Source organism: Agrobacterium bohemicum (assembly GCF_001562555.1).
Classification (GTDB): domain Bacteria; phylum Pseudomonadota; class Alphaproteobacteria; order Rhizobiales; family Rhizobiaceae; genus Agrobacterium; species Agrobacterium bohemicum.
This window is the reverse complement of sequence record NZ_KQ961023.1, coordinates 231,286-253,155: the sequence shown is the minus strand read 5'-3', so window position 1 is coordinate 253,155 and position 21,870 is coordinate 231,286. Positions and strand designations below refer to the sequence as shown.

General features: G+C 55.3%; 21 protein-coding genes. 17 read left to right on the top strand and 4 right to left on the bottom strand.

The window, feature by feature from the left end; genetic code table 11:
- The first annotated feature begins 1 nt into the window (after nucleotide 1).
- The 7 genes from ATO67_RS01215 (at nucleotide 2) to ATO67_RS01185 (ending at nucleotide 5,806) form a co-directional block, all read left to right on the top strand.
- Complete coding sequence (locus ATO67_RS01215) at nucleotides 2-868, top strand: LpxI family protein (protein ID WP_067643166.1); 867 nt, start codon at nucleotides 2-4, stop codon at nucleotides 866-868.
- On the top strand, nucleotides 865-2,070 hold the full coding sequence (gene lpxB / locus ATO67_RS01210; RefSeq protein WP_067643163.1) for a lipid-A-disaccharide synthase: 1,206 nt from the start codon (nucleotides 865-867) through the stop codon (nucleotides 2,068-2,070). The genes ATO67_RS01215 and lpxB overlap by 4 nt, the downstream gene beginning before the upstream one ends.
- A 126-nt stretch (nucleotides 2,071-2,196) precedes the next feature.
- Entirely contained in the window at nucleotides 2,197-2,901 is a 705-nt protein-coding gene (locus ATO67_RS01205) for a GntR family transcriptional regulator (RefSeq protein WP_067643160.1), read from the top strand.
- An 11-nt stretch (nucleotides 2,902-2,912) separates the two neighbouring features.
- Nucleotides 2,913-3,698 carry a transporter substrate-binding domain-containing protein gene (locus ATO67_RS01200; RefSeq protein ID WP_067643157.1) on the top strand — a complete coding sequence of 262 codons (786 nt, stop codon included), beginning with the start codon at nucleotides 2,913-2,915 and terminating at the stop codon, nucleotides 3,696-3,698.
- 71 nt (nucleotides 3,699-3,769) lie between these two features.
- Entirely contained in the window at nucleotides 3,770-4,441 is a 672-nt protein-coding gene (locus ATO67_RS01195; protein WP_067643154.1) for an amino acid ABC transporter permease, read from the top strand.
- Nucleotides 4,438-5,097, top strand: coding sequence for an amino acid ABC transporter permease (locus tag ATO67_RS01190; protein WP_067643151.1), 660 nt, complete (start codon nucleotides 4,438-4,440; stop codon nucleotides 5,095-5,097). The genes ATO67_RS01195 and ATO67_RS01190 overlap by 4 nt, the downstream gene beginning before the upstream one ends.
- The gene (locus tag ATO67_RS01185) at nucleotides 5,075-5,806 is read left to right on the top strand and encodes an amino acid ABC transporter ATP-binding protein (protein WP_067643148.1); all 732 of its coding nucleotides are present in this window, start codon (nucleotides 5,075-5,077) and stop codon (nucleotides 5,804-5,806) included. Before ATO67_RS01190 ends, ATO67_RS01185 begins: the two co-directional genes overlap by 23 nt.
- A gap of 6 nt (nucleotides 5,807-5,812) precedes the next feature.
- Here the strand turns inward: ATO67_RS01185 and ATO67_RS01180 are convergent, their stop codons facing one another.
- Together ATO67_RS01180 and gltA are read right to left on the bottom strand one after the other, a co-directional pair.
- Nucleotides 5,813-6,166 carry a cupin domain-containing protein gene (locus ATO67_RS01180; protein WP_067643145.1) on the bottom strand — a complete coding sequence of 118 codons (354 nt, stop codon included), beginning with the start codon at nucleotides 6,164-6,166 and terminating at the stop codon, nucleotides 5,813-5,815.
- Between the two features lie 118 nt (nucleotides 6,167-6,284).
- Nucleotides 6,285-7,574 (bottom strand): citrate synthase, encoded by a 1,290-nt coding sequence (gene gltA, locus ATO67_RS01175; protein ID WP_067643142.1) that lies wholly within the window; start codon nucleotides 7,572-7,574, stop codon nucleotides 6,285-6,287.
- 258 nt (nucleotides 7,575-7,832) lie between these two features.
- Here gltA and ATO67_RS01170 point away from each other — a divergent pair, with 258 nt between their 5' ends.
- Nucleotides 7,833-10,316: a ComEC/Rec2 family competence protein gene (locus ATO67_RS01170; protein ID WP_425352171.1), complete on the top strand. Its 2,484-nt coding sequence runs from the start codon at nucleotides 7,833-7,835 to the stop codon at nucleotides 10,314-10,316.
- Between the two features lie 95 nt (nucleotides 10,317-10,411).
- On the opposite strand, the gene ATO67_RS01165 is transcribed toward ATO67_RS01170, so the two are convergent.
- Both ATO67_RS01165 and lexA read right to left on the bottom strand, forming a co-directional pair.
- Nucleotides 10,412-11,089, bottom strand: coding sequence for a glutathione S-transferase family protein (locus ATO67_RS01165; RefSeq protein ID WP_067643139.1), 678 nt, complete (start codon nucleotides 11,087-11,089; stop codon nucleotides 10,412-10,414).
- Between the two features lie 384 nt (nucleotides 11,090-11,473).
- Nucleotides 11,474-12,196: a transcriptional repressor LexA gene (gene lexA, locus ATO67_RS01160; protein WP_067643136.1), complete on the bottom strand. Its 723-nt coding sequence runs from the start codon at nucleotides 12,194-12,196 to the stop codon at nucleotides 11,474-11,476.
- 270 nt (nucleotides 12,197-12,466) lie between these two features.
- Here lexA and kdsA point away from each other — a divergent pair, with 270 nt between their 5' ends.
- From kdsA to lpdA, 9 genes are all read left to right on the top strand, one after another.
- Nucleotides 12,467-13,315, top strand: a complete 849-nt coding sequence (gene kdsA, locus ATO67_RS01155; protein ID WP_067643132.1) for a 3-deoxy-8-phosphooctulonate synthase — start codon at nucleotides 12,467-12,469, stop codon at nucleotides 13,313-13,315.
- Between the two features lie 224 nt (nucleotides 13,316-13,539).
- Complete coding sequence (gene eno / locus ATO67_RS01150) at nucleotides 13,540-14,814, top strand: phosphopyruvate hydratase (protein WP_067643129.1); 1,275 nt, start codon at nucleotides 13,540-13,542, stop codon at nucleotides 14,812-14,814.
- A 144-nt stretch (nucleotides 14,815-14,958) separates the two neighbouring features.
- On the top strand, nucleotides 14,959-15,276 hold the full coding sequence (locus ATO67_RS01145) for an FtsB family cell division protein (protein ID WP_067643125.1): 318 nt from the start codon (nucleotides 14,959-14,961) through the stop codon (nucleotides 15,274-15,276).
- A 151-nt stretch (nucleotides 15,277-15,427) separates the two neighbouring features.
- Nucleotides 15,428-16,474, top strand: a complete 1,047-nt coding sequence (gene pdhA, locus ATO67_RS01140; protein ID WP_067643123.1) for a pyruvate dehydrogenase (acetyl-transferring) E1 component subunit alpha — start codon at nucleotides 15,428-15,430, stop codon at nucleotides 16,472-16,474.
- 19 nt (nucleotides 16,475-16,493) lie between these two features.
- Nucleotides 16,494-17,915, top strand: a complete 1,422-nt coding sequence (locus ATO67_RS01135) for a pyruvate dehydrogenase complex E1 component subunit beta (RefSeq protein WP_067643120.1) — start codon at nucleotides 16,494-16,496, stop codon at nucleotides 17,913-17,915.
- Between the two features lie 11 nt (nucleotides 17,916-17,926).
- On the top strand, nucleotides 17,927-18,214 hold the full coding sequence (locus tag ATO67_RS01130) for a hypothetical protein (RefSeq protein ID WP_170063903.1): 288 nt from the start codon (nucleotides 17,927-17,929) through the stop codon (nucleotides 18,212-18,214).
- Between the two features lie 2 nt (nucleotides 18,215-18,216).
- Complete coding sequence (locus ATO67_RS01125) at nucleotides 18,217-19,608, top strand: pyruvate dehydrogenase complex dihydrolipoamide acetyltransferase (protein WP_067643115.1); 1,392 nt, start codon at nucleotides 18,217-18,219, stop codon at nucleotides 19,606-19,608.
- A gap of 59 nt (nucleotides 19,609-19,667) precedes the next feature.
- On the top strand, nucleotides 19,668-20,312 hold the full coding sequence (locus ATO67_RS01120; protein WP_067643112.1) for an SGNH/GDSL hydrolase family protein: 645 nt from the start codon (nucleotides 19,668-19,670) through the stop codon (nucleotides 20,310-20,312).
- A gap of 61 nt (nucleotides 20,313-20,373) precedes the next feature.
- The gene (lpdA, locus tag ATO67_RS01115) at nucleotides 20,374-21,819 is read left to right on the top strand and encodes a dihydrolipoyl dehydrogenase (RefSeq protein WP_067643109.1); all 1,446 of its coding nucleotides are present in this window, start codon (nucleotides 20,374-20,376) and stop codon (nucleotides 21,817-21,819) included.
- Nucleotides 21,820-21,870 lie beyond the last annotated feature (51 nt).

Here is a 21,870-nt window from a genome sequence, read left to right as displayed (position 1 = left end):
TGTGTCACAAAATGCGGGGCGTCTGGCGATCATAGCGGGTAGCGGTTTTCTTCCCTACTACGTGGCAGAGGCCGCAACGGACGCCGGAGAGACGCCTTTCATCATTCGCTTGCAAGACCAGGCCGATCTTGACTGGTCGAAGTTCGAAAACGCATCGGTGAGCGTGGGTGATGTGTCTACCCTCGGAAGACTTCTGTCTGGCCATGGCATTGACCGCGTCGTGCTGTCCGGTGGCGTTTCGCGTCGACCCGAGTGGCGGGAAATACGCCCCAACTTCAAAATGATTGCGAAGATGCCATCCATCATCCGCACGCTCTTGTCCGGGGGGGATGATACGGTGCTGCAGATGGTGATTGGGCTGATCGAGGCGCAGGGCGCACGTGTGATCGGCGCGCATGAGATTGCGCCCGGTTTGCTGGCCACCACAGGCTCTCTCGGAAAGATAGGACCAACTGACGAGGACCGGCGGGACATTGCCAAGGCAGCCCAGGCGGCACTGGCCCTTGGTGCGCTAGACGTGGGGCAGGGATCTGTCTCCGTTGGCGGTCGTCTCGTAGCACTGGAGGGTGTCGAAGGCACGGATGGGATGCTGTCTCGCGTCGCGTCGTTGCGTGCGGAGGGCCGCATTTCCAGCCGCCGAAAGGGCGTTCTGGTCAAATTGTGTAAGCCACAACAGGATATCCGAGCCGATTTGCCGACCATTGGCCCGTCCACTGTTGAAAATGCTGCCAAAGCCGGGCTTGCGGGGATCGCGATTGAAGCGGGTAGGGCTTTTATACTTGACGGTGAGTCGATGTTGCGGATCGCCGATGATGCCGGTCTGTTCGTCTGTGGTATAGACGTGGGCCTTGCGGGAGAGATGATGTGACCGACAGCGTTCTCAAAGTGGCGGTGATTGCGGGAGAGGTTTCCGGTGATCTGCTGGGCGCCGATCTGGTTCGGGCTCTAAAGCTGCAATATCCGGGGCGCGTAGAGCTTTTGGGCGTCGGTGGCGAGGGTTTGATTGCGGAAGGCCTTGTCTCGTTGTTCGACTATTCCGAATTGTCGATCATGGGCTTCACGCAGGTTTTGAAAAAACTGCCGCAAATGATCGCAAGGATCAAAGAAACGGCTCGTGCAATTATCGCGGCAAAACCGGATGTTTTGCTGATTATCGACAGCCCTGATTTCACGCATCGCGTCGCTAAACGTGTCCGCAAAGCTTTGCCGGACCTGCCGGTCGTGAATTACGTCTGCCCGAGCGTGTGGGCATGGAAGGAACAGCGCGCGCCGGCCATGCTATCCTATGTGGACCATGTTCTTGCGTTGCTGCCATTCGAGCCTGAGACCATGCAACGCCTCGGCGGCCCACCGACAACATTTGTCGGTCATCGGTTGAGCGTCGACACCGACCTGCTGGAGGTCCGTGCGAAGCGTGCAGCACGGCCGCTACCGGCCAAAGGTGAGCCGCGAACCATTCTTCTTCTGCCCGGCTCGCGATCGACAGAAATCACGCGGTTGATGGAGCCGTTCGAGCACGCCGCACAGGCATTTGTCGATCGAAACGGGCCAACGCGATTTGTCTTGCCGACGGTTCCGCGGCAGGAAAGCCGCATCCGCGAACTTGCCTCGTCCTGGCCGGATCATATCCGTCCACAGATCGACGTGGGGCCGGTGTTCAAATGGCGAGCGTTTGCCGAAGCCGATGCGGCGATTGCGGCTTCTGGCACGGTGATTCTGGAGCTTGCACTCGCGAATGTCCCCGTGGTTTCGGTCTATAAGACGGATTGGATTTTTACGATGTTGAGCAGGCGGATAAAGACCTGGACGGGGGCTTTGCCGAACCTGATTGCCGACTACGCCGTGGTGCCGGAATATATCAACGAAGTCGTGCGCGCAGGCTCCATGCTGCGTTGGGCGGAGCGTCTGTCATTCGATACGCTCCAACGTCGGGCGATGCTGGAAGGTTTTGCGTTGGTACAACAGCGTTTGCACACCGAACGTCCACCGGGCGAAGTCGGAGCGGAAATATTGCTGTCCGTATACAGAGCCAAAACAGGGATCGTGAATCCCCATGAGCATAATATTTGATCGGCTTCAAAATCGCGTTCGATTAAATAATAATCAAAACTCACTCTTGTCATCGCGTTTTGCAACGATGCTGCTCCGCATTTAGCCGTTTAACAGTCTGGCACATCGCTTGCTTACTCATCTTGTATGCAAGATAGACATACAGCTGACAGTGACCAAAGTGCGATAGAGAAGGCCATCGTTTCGGGCATTCTATCGGCGCGAATTCTTCCCGGTATGCGGTTGGGCGAAACCCAGCTGGCAGAAGTTTATGGCGTTTCCCGTACCAAAATACGCGAGGCGTTGATGCGGTTGGTCGGTAGAGGCGTCGTTAAGGTCAGTCCGCGTCGCGGCTGGTTTGTGGTGGAGCCCTCGGCGGAAGAAGCCGTGAAAGTCTATGAGGCGCGCCGCATTATCGAGTGCGGTCTTTTGCGAAGCATGACGAGACTGTCTGCTGACGGTCGTCAAATTCTTCTCGATCACCTGAACGAAGAAAAACAGGCAATAGCTGCTGCCGACAGGCAGCTGCTCACCTGCCTGATGGGTGACTTCCACATTCGCATAGCCGAAATTGCCGGAAACGAGATCATCATCGATTTGCTGCGTGATCTGACTGCGCGCACGATTCTGATTTCGATGCTCTACCAGTCCGATTTTCACGCCGTCCAGTCTCACGAAGGCCATTGCCGCATGTTTGAGGCAATGGACGCGGGCGACTTCTCGAAAGCTGCAGATCTCTCCGCCACGCATCTGGATGAGGTCGAAGCCGGTCTCGATCTGACGCGCCGCCGAGACCGTCACTCTGATCTTCGCAAATCGCTTTCTCTTCCTCCCTTCCAAGCAACCACCTAGGAGATTTCAGCATGCTTACCAGACGTATATTTTTCGCCACCCTTGCTATTGCCGCCAGCGCCAGCTTTGCCGCCCCATCCTTTGCGGATGCCTTGAGTGATATTTCTGCGCGTGGCGCAATCCGTGTCGCAGTACCACAGGACTTCCCGCCATTCGGCAGCGTCGGCGTCGATATGGCGCCACGCGGATATGACATTGATGTCGCCAATCTAATTGCCGAAAAGCTGGGCGTGAAAACTGAACTCGTGCCGGTTACCAGCGCAAACCGAGTTCCCTACCTTCAGACCAACAAGGTCGACCTTGTCATTTCCAGCCTCGGCAAAAACGCCGACCGCGAGAAGGTGATCGATTTCTCCGTTGCTTACGCACCCTTCTTCAATGGCGTATTTGCTCCTGATGCCGTGAAGATCGAAAAGGCGGAAGACCTTTCTGGCAAGACGATCGGCGTGACACGCGGCGCTGTAGAAGATCTCGAGCTGACTAAGATTGCGCCTGCCGATGCCACCATCAAGCGCTACGAAGACAATAACGGTACAATCTCAGCCTTCCTTTCCGGTCAGGTGGAAACCGTGGCAACGGGCAACGTCGTTGCCGCTGCCATTCTGGAAAAGAACCCACCCAAGCGGCCGGAACTGAAGTTTCTTATCAAGAACTCACCTTGCTACATCGGTCTCAACAAGGACCAGCCCGCCCTGCGCGAAAAAGTCGATGCGATCATCGCTGCTGCGAAAACCGATGGTAGTCTTAACGCGATTGCCCAAAAGTGGCTGAAAACCGATTTGCCGAAAGACCTGTAAGTCGATTTTAAAAGTCGCGCCCTGTTGTTGAGCAGGGCGCGGTTCCTTGTATTTTTTCGAAAGGAACCGTCGTGAATTACACCTTCGAGTTTGGGTGGCTTCTCGAATATTATCCGGCAATCGTGAAGGGCGTGCTCATCACGCTTCAGTTGATTGCCATTGGTGGTGTTCTGGGAATTGCGCTCGGTATTTTCTGTGCGTGGGTAAGGGCGCTGGGGCCAACATGGCTGCGTCCGCCGATTGCCGTGTATGTCGAGATGATCCGCAACACGCCATTTCTCATCCAGCTATTTTTCATCTTCTTCGGCCTGCCATCGCTTGGCGTGCAACTCAACGAATTGACGGCAGCCAATATCGCCATGGTCGTCAATCTGGGCGCCTATAGCTGCGAGATCATTCGTGCAGGTATTCAGGCGACACCCAAGGGACAGTTCGAAGCAGGCTCTAGTCTTGCGATGACGAAGTTTGAAACATTCCGGCACGTTGTGCTCGTGCCAGCGCTTCAGCGCATTTGGCCGGCTCTGTCATCCCAGGTCGTCATCGTCATGCTTGGCTCCTCTGTGGTGTCGCAAATCGCCGCTGAGGATTTGACCTTTGCGGCCAATTTCATCCAGTCACGCACCTTCCGTGCCTTCGAGGCCTATATGGTCTCGACTGTCATCTATCTCGCACTGGCCATTCTGCTGCGGCAACTGCTTGTTGTTGTCGGCGGTTTCATATTTCCCAGAAGGAGCGCACGATGATTGAGTTCAGCACCTGGGACATTTTACGAAATCTGCTTTTATCCGCCCGCTGGACCGTGCTTCTTTCGCTGGTTTCTTTTCTCGGCGGCGCTGGAGTAGGTCTCATCCTTTTGTTCATGCGGATTTCAAAGAAGAAGTCGCTGCGGGTCATCTCCAAATATTATGTGGAGCTATTTCAGGGGACGCCGCTTTTGATGCAGCTCTTCATTGCTTTTTTCGGGCTGGGACTTGTTGGTATCGATGTTCCAGCCTGGCTGGCAGCGGGGCTGACGCTCATCCTTTGGGCAGCAGCATTTCTCACCGAGATATGGCGTGGGTGCGTTGAGGCTGTGAATAAGGGGCAGTGGGAAGCATCTGCAAGCCTTGGCATGGGACGCTTGCAGCAGATGCGCTACGTCATCCTGCCGCAGGCCATGCGCGTTGCCATCCCGCCAACCGTGGGCTTTGCCGTTCAGGTCATCAAGGGAACGGCAGTGACATCGATCATCGGCTTTGTGGAGCTTTCCAAAGCCGGTACGATTGTCACCAACGCCACCTTCCAGCCTTTCACCGTTTATGGCCTCGTTGCCCTCATTTATTTCGCGCTGTGCTGGCCACTGTCGAAGAGCAGCCAGATTCTCGAAAGGAAGTTAAATGTCGCTCATCGAAATCACTGAAGTCCGCAAGAGCTTTGGCAGCAACGAAGTTCTCAAAGGCATCAATCTCGACATCGAGCCCGGCGAGGTGATCGCGATCATCGGCAAGAGTGGGTCGGGAAAATCAACGCTTCTTCGCTGTATCAATGGCCTCGAAACAATCTCATCGGGCGCGATCTCTGTTGCAGGGGCACAGTTCATCGACGACGAACTACACCTCAAAGCGCTTCGTTTGAAGGTCGGCATGATCTTCCAGCAGTTCAATCTTTTTCCGCATCTCAACGTCGGCGAAAACGTCATGCTGTCTCAGAAAGTGGTGAAGAAAACACCGAAGCAGGATGCAGAAGCACTGGCGCGCAAGATGCTGGAACGTGTCGGTCTTGCGCACAAATTTGAAGCCTATCCCGACGAGCTTTCGGGAGGGCAGCAGCAACGTGTAGCCATTGCGCGGGCGCTCGCCATGCAGCCGACCGCACTTCTCTGCGACGAGATTACATCAGCACTCGACCCTGAACTCGTGTCGGAGGTTCTTGCCGTTGTACGGGAACTCGCAGCTGAAGGCATGACGCTGGTCATGGTGACGCATGAAATGAAATTCGCCCGCGACGTCTGCTCTCGCGTGGTCTTCATGCACGAAGGTAAAGTCCACGAAATCGGTCCGCCGGAAGAGGTGTTCAGCTCTCCCAAAACACCCGAGCTGAAGCAATTCCTAGGCATGACGGCGCATTAATACGGATCAATCCAGGTTTTCCTGGATGAAGACGTTTGTAACGTGGACATCAATTGTTTCTAAGGGACCGGGACCAAGATTGATGTATTTATGAGGAATATTGGCAGGTCCGAACAGGACCTGTCCCTCGCTCGCCCGTATTTCCTGATTACCGATGGTGAACAGCGCATTACCCTTCCGCATTATGAAAATCTCATCATAGGGGTGCTTATGAAGTGTCGTGCCTTTGCCAATCTCGTTCACAGTATAGAACATGACCGAAGCCTGTGTGCCAAAGGTACGCCCCTCGAACTCCCCCTGCCAGAAATCCTCTCCGTCGCACCAGTCTGACCTATCGAGAATGGCTGGCTGCTTTTCCATGATTGCTGTCCTCTGTTTGCGCTAACGGAATGAATGGAGGCGGTTGGATTTTGTGCCTGTTGAAAACATAAAAAGCCGGGCTTGGACCCGGCTTTTTAATTTATCTCTTTTTCCGAACTTAGCGCTTGGAAACCGGGGTATAATCGCGCTTTGCCGCGCCGGTGTAGAGCTGGCGTGGACGGCCAATGCGCTGCTGCGGGTCTTCGATCATTTCGTTCCACTGTGCGATCCAGCCGACAGTGCGGGCCAGCGCGAACAGAACGGTAAACATGGTCGTTGGGAAGCCGAGAGCCTTCAGCGTGATGCCAGAGTAAAAATCCACGTTGGGATAGAGCTTCTTTTCGACGAAATACGGATCGGAAAGAGCGATCTTTTCCAGTTCCAACGCAACCTGCATGATGGGGTCGTCACCATTACCGGTAGCTTCCAGCACTTCATACATCGTCTTCTGCATGATCTTAGCGCGCGGATCGTAGTTCTTGTAAACGCGGTGGCCAAAGCCCATCAGACGGAACGGATCGTTCTTGTCCTTGGCGCGGGCGATGTATTCAGGAATACGATCGACAGAACCGATTTCGTTCAGCATGTTAAGCGCTGCTTCATTGGCGCCGCCGTGGGCAGGGCCCCAGAGGCATGCGATGCCCGCTGCGATACATGCGAACGGGTTGGCACCCGAAGAGCCGGCAAGACGAACGGTGGATGTCGATGCGTTCTGCTCATGGTCGGCATGCAGGATGAAGATGCGGTCCATGGCGCGGGCCAGGACCGGATCGACCTTGTAGTCTTCGCAAGGTACGGCGAAGCACATGTTGAGGAAGTTGGAGGCGTAATCCAGATCGTTCTTTGGATAAACGAAGGGCTGGCCGATGTGGTACTTGTAGGCCATCGCCGCAATCGTTGGCATCTTCGCGATCATGCGCAGCGAAGCGACCATGCGCTGATGCGGATCGGTAATGTCGGTGGAGTCGTGATAGAATGCAGACAGAGCGCCGACCGTGCCGCACATCACGGCCATGGGGTGGGCGTCGCGACGATAACCGGTGAAGAAGCGGCTCATCTGCTCGTGCACCATCGTGTGGCGCGTTACTCGGGTATCGAAGTCTTTCTTCTGCGCTGTTGTCGGCAGTTCGCCGTAGAGCAGAAGATAGCAGGTTTCGAGGAAGTCGCCCTGTTCGGCAAGCTGCTCGATAGGATAGCCGCGGTGCAGCAGAACACCTTCGTCGCCATCGATATAGGTGATCTTGGATTCGCAAGAGGCGGTGGACGTGAAACCCGGATCATAGGTGAAAGTACCGGTATTTTTGTAAAGTGTACCGATATCGACAACTTTTGGTCCGATCGTGCCTTCTCGGACAGGAAGATCGACCTTCTTATCGCCGAGTGTCACTGTAGCGCTAGTTTCCGTCATACCATACCTCCGAAATATCCAGGCGATGCGGGGACGCATCAGCCAGTTAAGCGTCAGCGTTTTAGCTATATGATCCGAGCGCTAAAGCCAAGCTATCCAAAAGGCAAATTGTGCATTGCGACACGACAACATCCCGAAATGGGGCATTTCGCGGGCACCGTGTTTCATTCTAGGTCAATGCTTCCTTAATCGCTCAAGTGGTTGCAATCCGCTTTTCATGGTTGCAAACTAAATGCCTGCGGCAGGGGGCGCCGGTATGTGAGCATTGCGAAAGAAAAACAGCATTTCCGCGCTGCGGACAAGAGCTTCGTTGAGCAAACGGAACTCGATGATTTGCTGTTGCCGCTGCACATCTCTAGACAAACACTGCCGTCTCAAGACCCTAGACACAGAGCCCCTCGCGGCACGCTTGCACGGGTGAGAACTTGGCTCACGCTTTGCATCGAAGAGGAGATTGCTCACCGCCAAGATTTTCTGTTCATTCCGGTTTTTATCGCTGCAGGTGTCGCATTCTGGTTTTCCATGCCGATGACGCCATCGCGCTGGTTCATTCTCTGGGAAGCTGGCTGCGTCGTTCTCGCGGCCTGCGCTCTCTTCTATCGCTCCAGCCCCACATCTACCATTTTGAAGGCCGTAGCCTTGTTCTTGTTCGGCATGCTGCTTGCCGATTGGGAGACGGGTAGGGCAGGCACCATCATGCTGGATACGCCGGTGACAACCACAATAACCGGTACCGTCGAGCGCCGTGAGCTCGATGCACGGGGATCGTGGCGGTACGTCGTTGCCTTGAAATCCACGTCCAGCCCGGAACTTACGAGGCCGCCGGGCCGAATTTCACTGGTGGCCCGAAGCCGCCATGATGCCATTCTCATCGGCCAGACGGTAACCGGCAAAGCGCGTCTCTCTCCGCCCTCCGGCCCCGCATTGCCGGGGCTTAACGACTTTGCGTTTGCGTCTTTTTTCAACGGTATTGGTGCTACGGGATTTTTCTATGGGCCGCCCCAAACAATCCCCATGGATTTGAATGAGGTCTCGGGCAGCCTTGCGCAAAAGGCAGATACGTGGCTTTACCAGCTTCGCAGCCACATCGCCCAGCGCATTCGCGACCTGATCGGTGGAGATGCAGGTGCCTTTGCCGCATCAATCGTCACCGATGAGAGACGTGCGATTTCCAATGAGACGATGGAGGCTCTGCGGGTTTCCGGTCTAGCGCATATCGTTGCTATTTCCGGGCTGAACATGGCGCTGGCCGCTGGCATATTCTTCGTGGGAATGCGCATGGCTTTCAGCTTGTTTCCCGGTTTCTCACAACGCTGGCCCGTAAAGAAAATATCGGCATTTGCAGCGCTCTTGATGACACTTGCCTACTACCTCATTTCAGGGTTTGCAGTCTCAGCGGAACGGGCTTGGTTGATGATGTCAATCATGCTTTTCGCAGTTCTGGTCGACAGGCCGTCGATAAGCATGCGCAACGTCGCACTCTCGGCCATCGTCATCATCGTTCTGTCGCCGCATGAGGTGATGGGTCCAAGCTTTCAGATGTCCTTTGCCGCCACGCTCGCACTGGTGTCAGGATATGCGTTCTGGAGCCGATGGCGCGGGGCAAGAGAGCGCTTCGTGATCGCTCGCCCGCCATGGTGGTTATCGCTGGGCGGACAGGCCACGACGATCATCGGCGGTGTGGTGGTCACCTCACTGATCGGTGGCATTTCGACCGCGATCTATTCGATCGAACATTTTCACCGGATCACGACTTATGGGCTTGCTGCAAATCTGGCGGCGATGCCAATCATGTCGCTCATTGTCATGCCGTTTGCTCTGGTCGGCATGTTGTTGATGCCGTTTGGTCTCGACGCTCCGTTTATCAAGGTTATGGGCTATGGCATGGCTATGGTGATCGAGGTTGCCAATACAGTGTCTAGCTGGGGAGGAGACGCGACGATTGGACGCCAGAACGGGTGGTTTCTGGCCGTCTCGACCACTGGCTTTCTGCTCTTGGCGCTTCTACGGACACGGCTTGCCCTGATAGGCTTGCCATTCATAATAGCGGGGTTCGTCATACTCGTAACGGAGCAGGCGCGCAACAAGCCGGATCTGCTGATCTTCGAAGACGGTTCTCTTGTGGCATTGACGTCTAAAGACACTGTTGCGACCACCAAATCCCGCGCCTCCGGTTTTGTCTATGAGCAATGGGAAAGAGCGGTGCCTCTACCGGGGCGTCACATTCCGCCGAAAATGCTGGAGCGTTTGACGTCACCTGATGGTGACGATGGTGTTGGAACCGATGCTTCATCATCCCGTGTTATCGGCCTGACCGACCTCGATAAATCGAAGATGAAGAAGGAGATGCAGGCAGCATCGGCAGACATGAATATTTTCACCTGCCGCAAAGACATGTGGTGCGCGGGAAAGTCGAGCACCGGCGTAACTGTCGCCGTGGTCTCCAACACGGCGCTGACTGGCACGGCATGCGATGTTGCCGACGTCGTCGTTATCACACGCAGGACATCCTTAGAGACGTGTCGATCCGGTGCAGTTCTGATCACTCAAGAAACATTGCGACGCACCGGCTCCATGGAAATCTGGCTTGGTTTCAAAGGTGAACCCGTTGCGAGGGCAAGTGCTGCGATGCATGGTCAGAACCGCTCATGGAGCATGCATCGCAGCTACGACTGGCGCAGCAGAGAGTTCACTCAAAAGCTTCCAGCTCACATTGAGCAGATGTTGTCTCGCCAACCTTAGCGCGTTGACGGAGAAACGGGGGGGTGTAACTGCTACGTGCCGCAGTCGACACCGTCTTCCGTAACCCATGCTAAAAAGCTGCGTTCGCCTCTGCGTTATTCTGCGCGCAGATCTTCCGTCCACTCTCCGACTGCCCCGGCCTCAGCTTCGTGGCCAGCATCCCGCCATGTTTCCAGCAAGGCTGCGTCTTGCCATTCCTGCATCGCAGGTAGTGAAAGTAGCCGGTTTTTATAGGCGTCTGCTTCCACCGACAGCGGCGTGTTATAGGTTTGGAAACGGAACGCGACCGGGCAATAAAACGCATCAACAGCGGTGAATTTCTCTCCCGCCAGAAATGGGCCTCCAAACGAGGACAGACCTTGCCGCCACAACGCATCGATACGTAAAATGTCCTTCATTAAAGGCTCATTGATTGCCGATGGACGAATACGCAAGCCGACGGTCATCGGGTGTTCATTGCGCAGGCTCTGAAAGCCGGAGTGCATTTCGGCAGAGGCCGAGCGAGACCATGCGCGCGCTTTGACGTCGGATGCCCATACACCATCGTGGCGTTCTGCCAAATATTCTGCGATTGCGAGCGTATCCCAAACAGTTAGGTCATCTTCGACAAGACATGGAACCTTGCCTGTAGGAGAGAAATCCAGAAAATTGTCGTTCGATGTTCCAAACTTCACGAGCTTTTCGTCAAACGCAATCCCAAGTTCTTTCATCAAAACCCAAGGTCGCAGCGACCACGAAGAATAATTCTTATTGGCTATATAAAGATCATACATGGCATTTCCCCTCGTTACCCAGCATGCCTAGCGCGAGAATACCGCATGATCCAGACGGTCGAGACGATGACGCTTATCAAACTATTTGATGGACAGCCTCGGTTGTACTCAAAGCAAATTTCAAAAGAGTCAATTAAGCGAGGGCTACCAATCATCTTGCCAATTCGGCAAAGACCATCGAACTCCAGTCGCCAATCTAAAAAATGATTACCCGGATAACAAGTTGGAGGCCGCCGAAGACAAAAAAAGAAGTTTTGTTGCTGTAATGAATTGCTGAACGCGGCCACGACCCGTCGCTGGGCGCCTAATCATAATGACGATAAACGGAGCCGCTCGATTGAAGTTAAAAAAGGGCAAATCAGGCTCAAGCTTGCCTTTACACTCTTAATGGTACCGGCGGATCAGTCCAACGAGTTTGCCTTGAATTTTTACTCTGTCAGGCCCGAAAATGCGGGTCTCGTAGGCAGGGTTTGCAGCCTCTAGTGCGATAGATGCACCTTTGCGCCGAAACCGCTTTAAGGTCGCTTCTTCATCGTCGACCAGAGCGACGACGATATCGCCCGGATTTGCGGTGTTTACGTCGCGAATGATAACGGTATCGCCGTCGAAAATCCCGGCTTCGATCATCGAATCGCCTTTGACTTCCAGTGCATAATGTTCGCCCGAGCCCAGCATATCCATCGGAACGACAACGTCGTGGGTGTTGTTCTGGATCGCAGAAATAGGCACGCCAGCAGCGATTCTGCCCATCACAGGGACACTCACGGCATTGGACAGGCTGTCGTTGGTGGCAACGGGACGCGCTATTGGCTCCGCTGGCTTCGACTTGCCCAGACTACCTTCGATAACGCTCGGAGAAAAGCCACGCTGCGGTTTAGCTCGAGGAGAGTATGATTCGGGAAGTTTGATAACTTCCAATGCGCGGGCTCTATTCGGTAGCCGGCGAATAAAACCACGTTCTTCCAAGGCGGTGATCAACCGATGGATGCCTGACTTCGAAGCTAGGTCGAGTGCATCCTTCATTTCATCGAAAGATGGAGGCACGCCAGACTCCTTCATTCTCTCATGAATGAATAAAAGCAATTCCTGCTGTTTGCGCGTGAGCATGAAGAAACACCCTTGGAGATTCGAGGCGGAGATTCGTGAAACAAATACAGAACGAACACTATATGTTCCATATGTGTTCTGCAATCCCTTAAAATTCCGTCAAATTCATTTAAGCGTTTTCGGATGATTAAATTCGTATTCCGGAGTCGTCATGAATATCCTCGACAGTGACTCCGGCACAGCTTGCTGCTAAGTGCATGCCCAATACAGATTTGGGATTATTTCGGTGGCACGCCATCGAGACCGTCCGCTATATGCTGAGGGAAGACGATGAGTGTGACGAACAATCTGAAAGTTGTGGCGGGGCAGGGCTCCAAGGCGGTGTCGTTTGCCAATACCGAACGTTTCTCGCTGATCGCCGGACCGTGTCAGATGGAGAGCCGCGACCACGCGTTCATGATTGCAGAAACGCTCGCGGAACTATGCAGCAGGCTTGGGATCGGGCTAGTCTACAAATCGTCTTTCGATAAGGCCAATCGTACGTCGCTTTCCGGCCAACGCGGCATCGGCATCGATAAGGCGTTGGAGATTTTTGCTGAGCTGAAGACGCAGTTTGGTTTTCCCGTGCTGTCGGACATTCATACGGAAGAGCAGTGCGGCATCGTTGCGCCGGTGGTTGATATTCTACAGATTCCGGCTTTCCTCAGTCGTCAGACTGACCTCCTTGTCGCGGCCGCGAAAACCGGTCGCGTCATAAACGTCAAAAAAGGCCAGTTTCTGGCGCCATGGGACATGAAGAACGTGCTGGCGAAGCTGAATGAAAGCGGAAACCCGAACGTTCTCCTGTGTGAACGTGGCGCGTCCTTCGGTTACAACACACTCGTGTCCGACATGCGTTCACTTCCAATCATGGCATCGCTTGGCGCGCCCGTCGTTTTTGATGCGACCCACTCCGTACAGCAACCGGGCGGGCAGGGTGGGTCGACCGGTGGTCAGCGTGAGTTCGTGGAAACGCTGTCCCGGGCGGCTGTCGCGGTCGGTATCGCGGGTCTTTTTGTTGAAACGCACGAAGATCCGGACAACGCTCCGTCAGATGGACCCAACATGGTTCACTTGAAGGATATGCCGAAGCTTCTTGAGAAGCTGTTGGCCTTCGACGACATCGCCAAAGCCGCCTGACCGGTTTTGGCCCCAATCGGCCTTTATCTAAAACCGGCACATTGAGTGGGCGCTGTCATTGTAATTTCTTTTGCATCGTCTACAGCAACTGAAGACATTCAATCGACTCGCAGCTCTGGCGACCGGTTTTATCGCGCAGCCAATCCGAAAAGCGCTTCACAGTGTTCGGGATGCGCTTTAAGACAGGCAGCTGAAAAAACTGTTCCAGTCCCAAGGGAGAGATCATGACAGCCATTACCGACATCATCGCACGCGAAATCCTCGACAGCCGTGGTAACCCGACTGTTGAAGTCGATGTCTATCTGGAAGACGGCTCCTTCGGCCGTGCGGCCGTTCCATCGGGTGCCTCGACAGGTGCGCATGAAGCCGTTGAGTTGCGCGATGGTGGCAAGCGTTACCTCGGTAAAGGTGTCGAGAAGGCAGTTGAGGCCGTCAACACGGAAATCTTCGACGTTCTTGGTGGTTTCGATGCCGAAAGCCAGATTCATGTCGATAACACTCTGATCGAACTGGATGGCACACCGAACAAGTCTCGCCTCGGCGCCAACGCCATTCTCGGCGTGTCGCTCGCTGTTGCCAAGGCTGCAGCCGAAACAACTGGCCTGCCGCTCTACCGCTACGTTGGTGGCCCAAATGCGCATCTGCTGCCGGTTCCGATGATGAACATCATCAATGGCGGCGCGCATGCCGACAACCCGATCGATTTCCAAGAATTCATGATCATGCCGGTCGGCGCGGAAAATATCCGTGACGCTGTGCGAATCGGCGCGGAAATCTTCCATGTACTGAAAAAGGAACTGTCGGCTCAGGGTTTCAATACGAACGTCGGTGATGAAGGCGGTTTCGCTCCAGGTCTGAAAAGCGCCCCTGAAGCGCTCGATTTCATCATGAAGTCTGTTGAAAAAGCTGGCTACAAGCCAGGCGACGACGTCGCACTTGCTCTCGATTGCGCTTCGACTGAATTTTTCAAGAACGGCAAGTATGAGATGGAAGGCGAAGGCCGTACGCTGGAACCTGAAGCCATGGCGGATTACCTCGCTGAACTGGCAGCCAAATACCCGATCATCTCCATCGAAGACGGCATGGCCGAAGACGATTGGGACGGCTGGAAGTACCTGACCGACAAGATCGGTTCCAAGGTTCAGCTCGTAGGCGACGATCTTTTCGTCACCAACTCCGCGCGCCTTCGTGACGGTATCAAGATGGGCGTTGCCAACTCCATCCTCGTAAAAGTCAACCAGATCGGCTCGCTGACAGAAACGCTCGATGCTGTTGAGACGGCTCACAAGGCTGGCTACACCGCTGTTATGTCGCACCGTTCGGGCGAAACCGAAGATTCGACAATTGCCGATCTTTCGGTTGCAACCAACTGCGGACAGATCAAGACGGGCTCCCTTTCGCGTTCTGACCGTCTGGCCAAGTACAATCAGTTAATACGAATTGAAGAAATGCTCGGTCCGCAGGCGGCTTATGCTGGTCGCTCTATCCTGCGCGGCTGATACTGCATCGCGATATTTAAAAAGGCTCGCTTCGGCGGGCCTTTTTTTGTGCGATGCGATTGGCGGAGGATTTAAGGTCAACGGATGGTTAAGCAAATGCGTCTATGGTGAAGCAAGTAACGCGTTTTAAGGCTGTTTCAGAGTATGTGGACCAAGCATCACAAGAAAAGACGTTTTGGCCGTCTTGTCGTTCCGGCAATTACCGTCGCCTTCCTTTCCTATTTCGGATATCATTCCATCCATGGTGATTTCGGGCTCCAGGCGACCGAGCAGTTGGAGCGTCAACGTATTGCCAGGACGGCCGAGCTTGCAAAGCTGACCAAAGCCCGTGTCGCCCTGGAGCGGCAAGTGGAATTGATGAGCGATGGCTCGCTTGAGCGGGACATGATCGATGAAATCTCGCGTTATCAGCTCAATATGTCGCGCGCGGACGAAATCGTCATCATGAATACATATTTCTGATTAACTTAATTTCAGTTAATCGACTTTTTTAATTTATTCACAGCGACTTAGGCAGAATATGAGCCATGCGTTTATGGCATTGCTGCTTTTCCTTTTCTTGCATATGGTGCGCCCAATCCAACCATTCTAATGGCAACTCAGGGAGGGATGAATGGCGCCGCGAAAAACCGCGACCGTATCCGGCCGCAAGACTACGGCAAAGACAGCCACCAAGGAATTCACCGGCAAGAACACGCCGGACTTTGGTAAAGACCAAGAGCTGCACGCTTATCGCGAGATGTTGCTGATCCGTCGTTTCGAGGAAAAGGCTGGCCAGCTTTATGGCATGGGCTTCATCGGTGGCTTCTGTCACCTCTACATCGGGCAGGAAGCTGTCGTTGTAGGTATGAACATGTCGCAGAAGGAAGGCGATCAGGTCATCACCGCTTACCGTGACCACGGCCACATGCTGGCTGCTGGCATGAGTGCGCGCGGCGTGATGGCTGAGCTGACCGGACGTAGCGGCGGCTTGTCCAAGGGCAAGGGCGGCTCCATGCACATGTTCTCCAAGGAGAAGCATTTCTACGGCGGCCACGGCATCGTCGGCGCCCAGGTTTCGCTCGGAACCGGTCTTGCCTTCGCCAACAAGTATCGTGGCAATGACAGCGTCTCCGTCGCTTATTTCGGTGATGGCGCTGCCAACCAGGGCCAGGTTTACGAGAGCTTCAACATGGCAGCTCTCTGGAAACTGCCGATCATCTATATCGTCGAGAACAACCATTACGCCATGGGTACATCGACAGCCCGCGCCACGGCGCAGTCCAACTACTCGCTGCGCGGCACCGGTTTCGGTATTCCGGGCATGCAGGTGGATGGCATGGATGTTCGCGCCGTCAAGGCTGCGGCAGATGAAGCGCTTGAACATTGCCGTTCCGGCAAGGGTCCAATCATTCTGGAAATGCTGACCTATCGTTATCGCGGTCACTCCATGTCCGACCCGGCGAAATATCGCTCCAAGGATGAAGTGCAGAAGATGCGTGCCGAACATGACCCGATCGAGCAGGTCAAGGCACGTTTGATCGAAAATGGTTGGTCTACTGAGGAAGAACTCAAGGCAATCGACAAGGATGTTCGTGACATCGTTGCCGACAGCGCGGAGTTTGCCCAGAACGATCCGGAGCCGGATGTATCCGAGCTCTACACCGACATTCTGCTCTGATCCGGGGTAAGGAGACATCATGCCTATAGAAATTCTTATGCCCGCCCTTTCCCCGACCATGGAGGAAGGTACGCTTTCCAAGTGGTTGAAGAAGGAAGGTGACACGGTCACGTCTGGTGATGTGATTGCCGAGATCGAAACCGACAAGGCGACCATGGAAGTGGAAGCCGTGGATGAAGGCACCATCGGCAAACTGCTGATCGAAGCCGGCACCGAAGGCGTCAAGGTCAACACGGCAATCGCCATCCTGCTTCAGGACGGCGAAAGCGCAGACGCCATGTCCGCTGCTCCTAAGAAAGAAGAGCCTAAGGCAGAAGCAGCAAGCTCCGATTCGGACGCTGCTGGCGGCAAGACCCGCGAAGCTGCCGAAGAGCCTTCTGCCAAGAAGGAAGCCGCCAAGGTTCCCGCTGCACCGAAGATCGAAGTTGCAGCCGACCCGGATATTCCGGAAGGCACGGAAATGGTTATGACGACGGTGCGTGAAGCGCTTCGTGATGCCATGGCTGAAGAAATGCGCGCTGACGAAAAAGTCTTCGTCATGGGTGAAGAAGTCGCCGAATATCAGGGCGCTTACAAGATTACCCAGGGGTTGCTGCAGGAATTCGGCGACAAGCGCGTTATCGATACGCCGATCACCGAACACGGCTTTGCCGGTATCGGCGTCGGTGCGGCGATGACGGGTCTGCGTCCCATCGTTGAATTCATGACGTTCAACTTCGCCATGCAGGCCATCGACCAGATCGTCAACTCTGCCGCCAAGACGCTCTACATGTCCGGTGGTCAGATGGGCGCACCGATGGTGTTCCGTGGTCCTTCGGGTGCCGCTGCCCGCGTTGGCGCACAGCACTCGCAGTGTTACGCCGCATGGTACAGCCATATTCCGGGCCTCAAGGTCATCATGCCGTATACGGCTGCTGACGCCAAGGGTCTGCTGAAGGCCGCTATCCGCGATCCGAACCCGGTCGTCTTCCTTGAAAACGAAATTCTGTACGGCCAGAGCTTCGAAGTGCCGAAGATGGATGATTTCGTGCTGCCAATCGGCAAGGCACGCATCCACCGCAAGGGTAAGGATGCAACCATCGTTTCCTTCGGTATCGGCATGACTTACGCGATCAAGGCCATTGCCGAGCTCGAGAAGGAAGGCATCGATGTCGAACTGATCGATCTGCGCACCATCCGTCCGATGGATCTGCCAGCGGTGATCGAATCCGTCAAGAAGACGGGCCGTCTGGTGATTGTCGAGGAAGGTTTCCCGCAGTCATCGGTTGGTGACTTCATCTCCAACAGCGTGCAGCGCGCTGCATTCGACTATCTCGATGCGCCGATTTTGACGATTGCCGGCAAGGACGTTCCGATGCCTTACGCCGCAAACCTTGAGAAGCTGGCTCTGCCGAATGTCGGCGAAGTCATTCAGGCCGTCAAAACCGTTTGCTACAAATGAAGGAGGAGAATTTGGGTAAAATCAAACACATCCTCCCGGCCGGTGAAAACTGGTATCGTGTTCTAGGATCAAAGGACGCGCCTCAGTTCGAGCGTATCGTCTTCTGGGCTGTGATCAATGACGGCGAGGGCGATGTCGTCGCCGGTGTCCCGCGTGAGGATATCGGCGTCATCGGCGCTGTGAGCGATTGGCTGAGTGATGTTGCGGGATATATCGAAGTTTCGCCGTCGCAGCTAAGTTCGCTGACGGAAAATCCTGAAGAGCTGGAACAGTATAATCTCATTTGGGCGGAGGGCTAGTCATGCCTATCAACATCACAATGCCTGCCCTTTCCCCAACCATGGAAGAGGGCAATCTTTCCAAGTGGCTGGTCAAGGAAGGCGATAAGGTTGGTCCCGGCGACGTGATTGCCGAGATCGAGACCGACAAGGCGACCATGGAAGTGGAAGCCGTGGACGAGGGCACCATTGCCAAGCTCCTCGTTGCCGCTGGCACCGAAGGCGTCAAGGTCAATGCCGTGATCGCCATTCTGGCCGGTGAAGGCGAAGACGTGGCGGAAGCTGCCAAGGGTCGCGATGCCGCTCCTGCCAAGGCAGAGGCGAAAGCCGAAGCTCCAAAGCAGGAAGCCGCAAAGGCCGAAGCACCGAAGGAAGACAAGAGCGAGCCTGCAACGGCAAAGGCTGAAAAGCCAGTTGCCGATCAGGGTGCTGCACCTTCCACACCAGCGCCTGTTTCCAACTCCGGCGAGCGCATCTTCGCGTCTCCACTGGCGCGTCGTCTGGCAAAAGAAGCCAGTCTCGACCTGTCGGCTGTATCAGGCTCCGGTCCGCATGGCCGTATCGTGAAGACCGACGTTGAGAAGGCCGTGTCTTCTGGCGGAGCCAAGGCTGCTCCGGCGACCGCTCAGTCCGCTGGCGCTTCGGCTCCGGCGCCTGCCAAGGGTCCTTCGGACGAGAACGTGCTCAAGCTGTTTGCGGAAGGCTCCTACGAGCTGCTGCCGCATGACGGCATGCGCAAGACGATCGCTTCGCGCCTGACCGAGTCGACGCAGACCGTTCCTTCCTACACGGTCTCTATGGAATGCGAACTCGATGCGATGCTGAAGCTGCGCTCCGAGATCAATGCGTCTGCACCGGTGAAGAAGACTGAAAAGGGCGAGGTTCCGGCCTTCAAGCTTTCCGTCAACGACTTCATCATCAAGGCGATGGCGCTTGCACTGCGTGACGTTCCTATGGCGAATGCTTCCTGGACGTCTACGGCCCGCGTTCTGCACAAACACGCGGACGTTGGTGTTGCCGTGTCGATCCCGGATGGTCTGATCACGCCAATCGTGCGGAATGCCGAGACAAAGACCCTCTCGGCCATCTCCAACGAGGTCAAGGATCTCGCCAAGCGCGCCCGTGACAAGAAGCTGAAGCCGGAGGAATACCAAGGCGGCACCACATCTGTGTCCAACCTCGGCATGTTCGGCGTTTCTTCCTTCACGTCGATCGTCAACCTGCCACAGGCATCCATCGTGTCGATCGGCGCTGGCGTCGAGAAGCCGGTTGTTCGCGGCGGCAAGATCGAAGTGGGTACGGTCATGACCGCAACCTTCGCCTTCGACCACCGCGTCATCGACGGTGCGCTCGGTGCAGAACTCGCATCTGCCTTCAAGCGCTACATCGAAAACCCGATGGGCATGCTGGTGTAAAAAATGCTGAGCCGGAAACCGGTTGACGGTTTTCGGCTCGCTCCATTCGCGAGGCTGACATGACGAAAACCGTTCTTTGCTATGGCGACAGTCTAACCTGGGGTTTCGACGCCGAGAATCTTGGCCGTCATGCCTTTGAAGATCGTTGGCCGAGCGTCTTGCAAAAGGCGCTGGGCACCGAGGTCAATGTCATCGCCGAGGGGCTGAACGGCAGAACCACAGCTTATGACGATCATCTTTCGGACTGCGACCGCAATGGCGCGCGCATCTTGCCAACGCTGCTGCATAGCCATGGTCCGGTTGATCTCGTCATCATCATGCTCGGCACCAATGATCTGAAGCGGGGCATCGGCCCGGGGTCTGCCGTTGGCGCGGTGAAGGGCGTCGAGCGCCTTGTGACACTGGTTCGCCAGCACGCCTGGCCATTTGGTTATGAGCAGCCTGAAATCCTGCTCGTTTCCGCGCCACATATTTGCGAAACGGGCAATGAAATGTTTGCGGCGATGTTCGTCAATGCCATCGAGCAATCACAGATGATGGGTTCGCTGTACCGGGATCTGGCGGATGAAAAGGGCTGCGGCTTCTTTGATGCGGCATCCGTTGCTGTCACCACACCGGTTGATGGCGTCCATCTGGATGCAGAGAATACGCGTGCAATCGGACGAGGCCTCGAGCCCGTCGTTCGCATGATGCTTGGACTTTAAAATAAATTGATTGAGGCGGCGACCATGTTTCGCCCTCAAGAAGCAAAGACAGGAAACAGACATGGCTCAGTCTTATGACGTCATCATCATCGGTTCGGGTCCGGGCGGTTACGTCACGGCCATCCGTGCGGCACAGCTTGGCCTGAAGACGGCTATCGTCGAGCGTGAACATCTGGGCGGCATCTGCCTGAACTGGGGCTGCATTCCCACAAAGGCGCTGCTTCGCTCCGCCGAAGTTCTTGATAATTCCAACCATGCCAAGAATTACGGCCTGAAACTGGAAGGCACCATCACAGCCGACGTGAAGGAAGTCGTCGCCCGTTCGCGTGGCGTGTCCGCGCGCCTCAATGGCGGCGTGGCCTACCTGATGAAGAAGAACAAGATCGACGTCATCTGGGGCGAGGCGAAGCTGACCAAGGCGAACGAAATCGTCGTCGGCAAGATTTCCAAGCCCATCGTCCAGCCGCAAAACCCTGTTCCGAAGGGCGTTCTGGGTGAGGGGACCTACACCGCCAAGCACATCATCGTTGCCACCGGCGCACGTCCGCGCGCACTGCCCGGCATCGAGCCGGATGGCAAGCTGATCTGGACCTATTTCGAAGCGATGAAGCCGGACTTCATGCCAAAATCCATCGTCGTTATGGGTTCCGGCGCTATCGGCATCGAATTCGCCTCCTTCTATCGCTCCATGGGCGTCGATGTGACGGTCGTGGAACTGATGGCCAATGTCATGCCGGTGGAAGATGCGGAAATTTCCGCCTTCGCCCGCAAGCAGCTTGAAAAGCGTGGCCTGAAGATCATCACCGAAGCCAAGGTGTCCAAAGTCGAAAAGGGTTCCGACTCGATTACGGCGCATGTGGAAACCAAGGACGGCAAGGTCCAGAAGATCACCGCAGATCGCCTGATTTCGGCTGTCGGCGTGCAGGGCAACATAGAGAATCTCGGTCTGGAAGCGCTTGGCGTCAAGACGGATCGCGGTTGCGTGGTGATCGACGGCTACGGCAAGACCAATATCGCTGGTCTCTACGCCATAGGCGATGTCGCTGGCCCGCCAATGCTGGCACACAAGGCCGAGCATGAGGGTGTGATCTGCATCGAAAAGATTGCGGGTCTGCCGAATGTTCACGCGATGGACCGTTTGAAGATTCCCGGCTGCACCTATTGCAACCCGCAGGTCGCTTCGGTTGGCCTGACGGAAGCCAAAGCCAAGGAGCAGGGCCGCGAAATCCGCGTCGGTCGCTACTCCTTCGCGGCCAACGGCAAGGCCATCGCGCTGGGTGAAGATCAGGGTATGGTGAAGACCATTTTCGACAAAAAGACCGGCGAGTTGATCGGCGCGCACATGGTGGGCGCAGAAGTGACCGAACTCATTCAGGGCTTTGTCGTCGCCATGAACCTGGAGACGACCGAAGAAGAGTTGATGCACACCATCTTCCCACACCCAACCCTGTCAGAAATGATGAAGGAAAGCGTGCTCGATGCCTATGGTCGCGTGCTGAACGCTTGATAAATACCTCGGTCGCTCCCAATCTTTAGTGGAGTGACTGCAAAGGAGAAC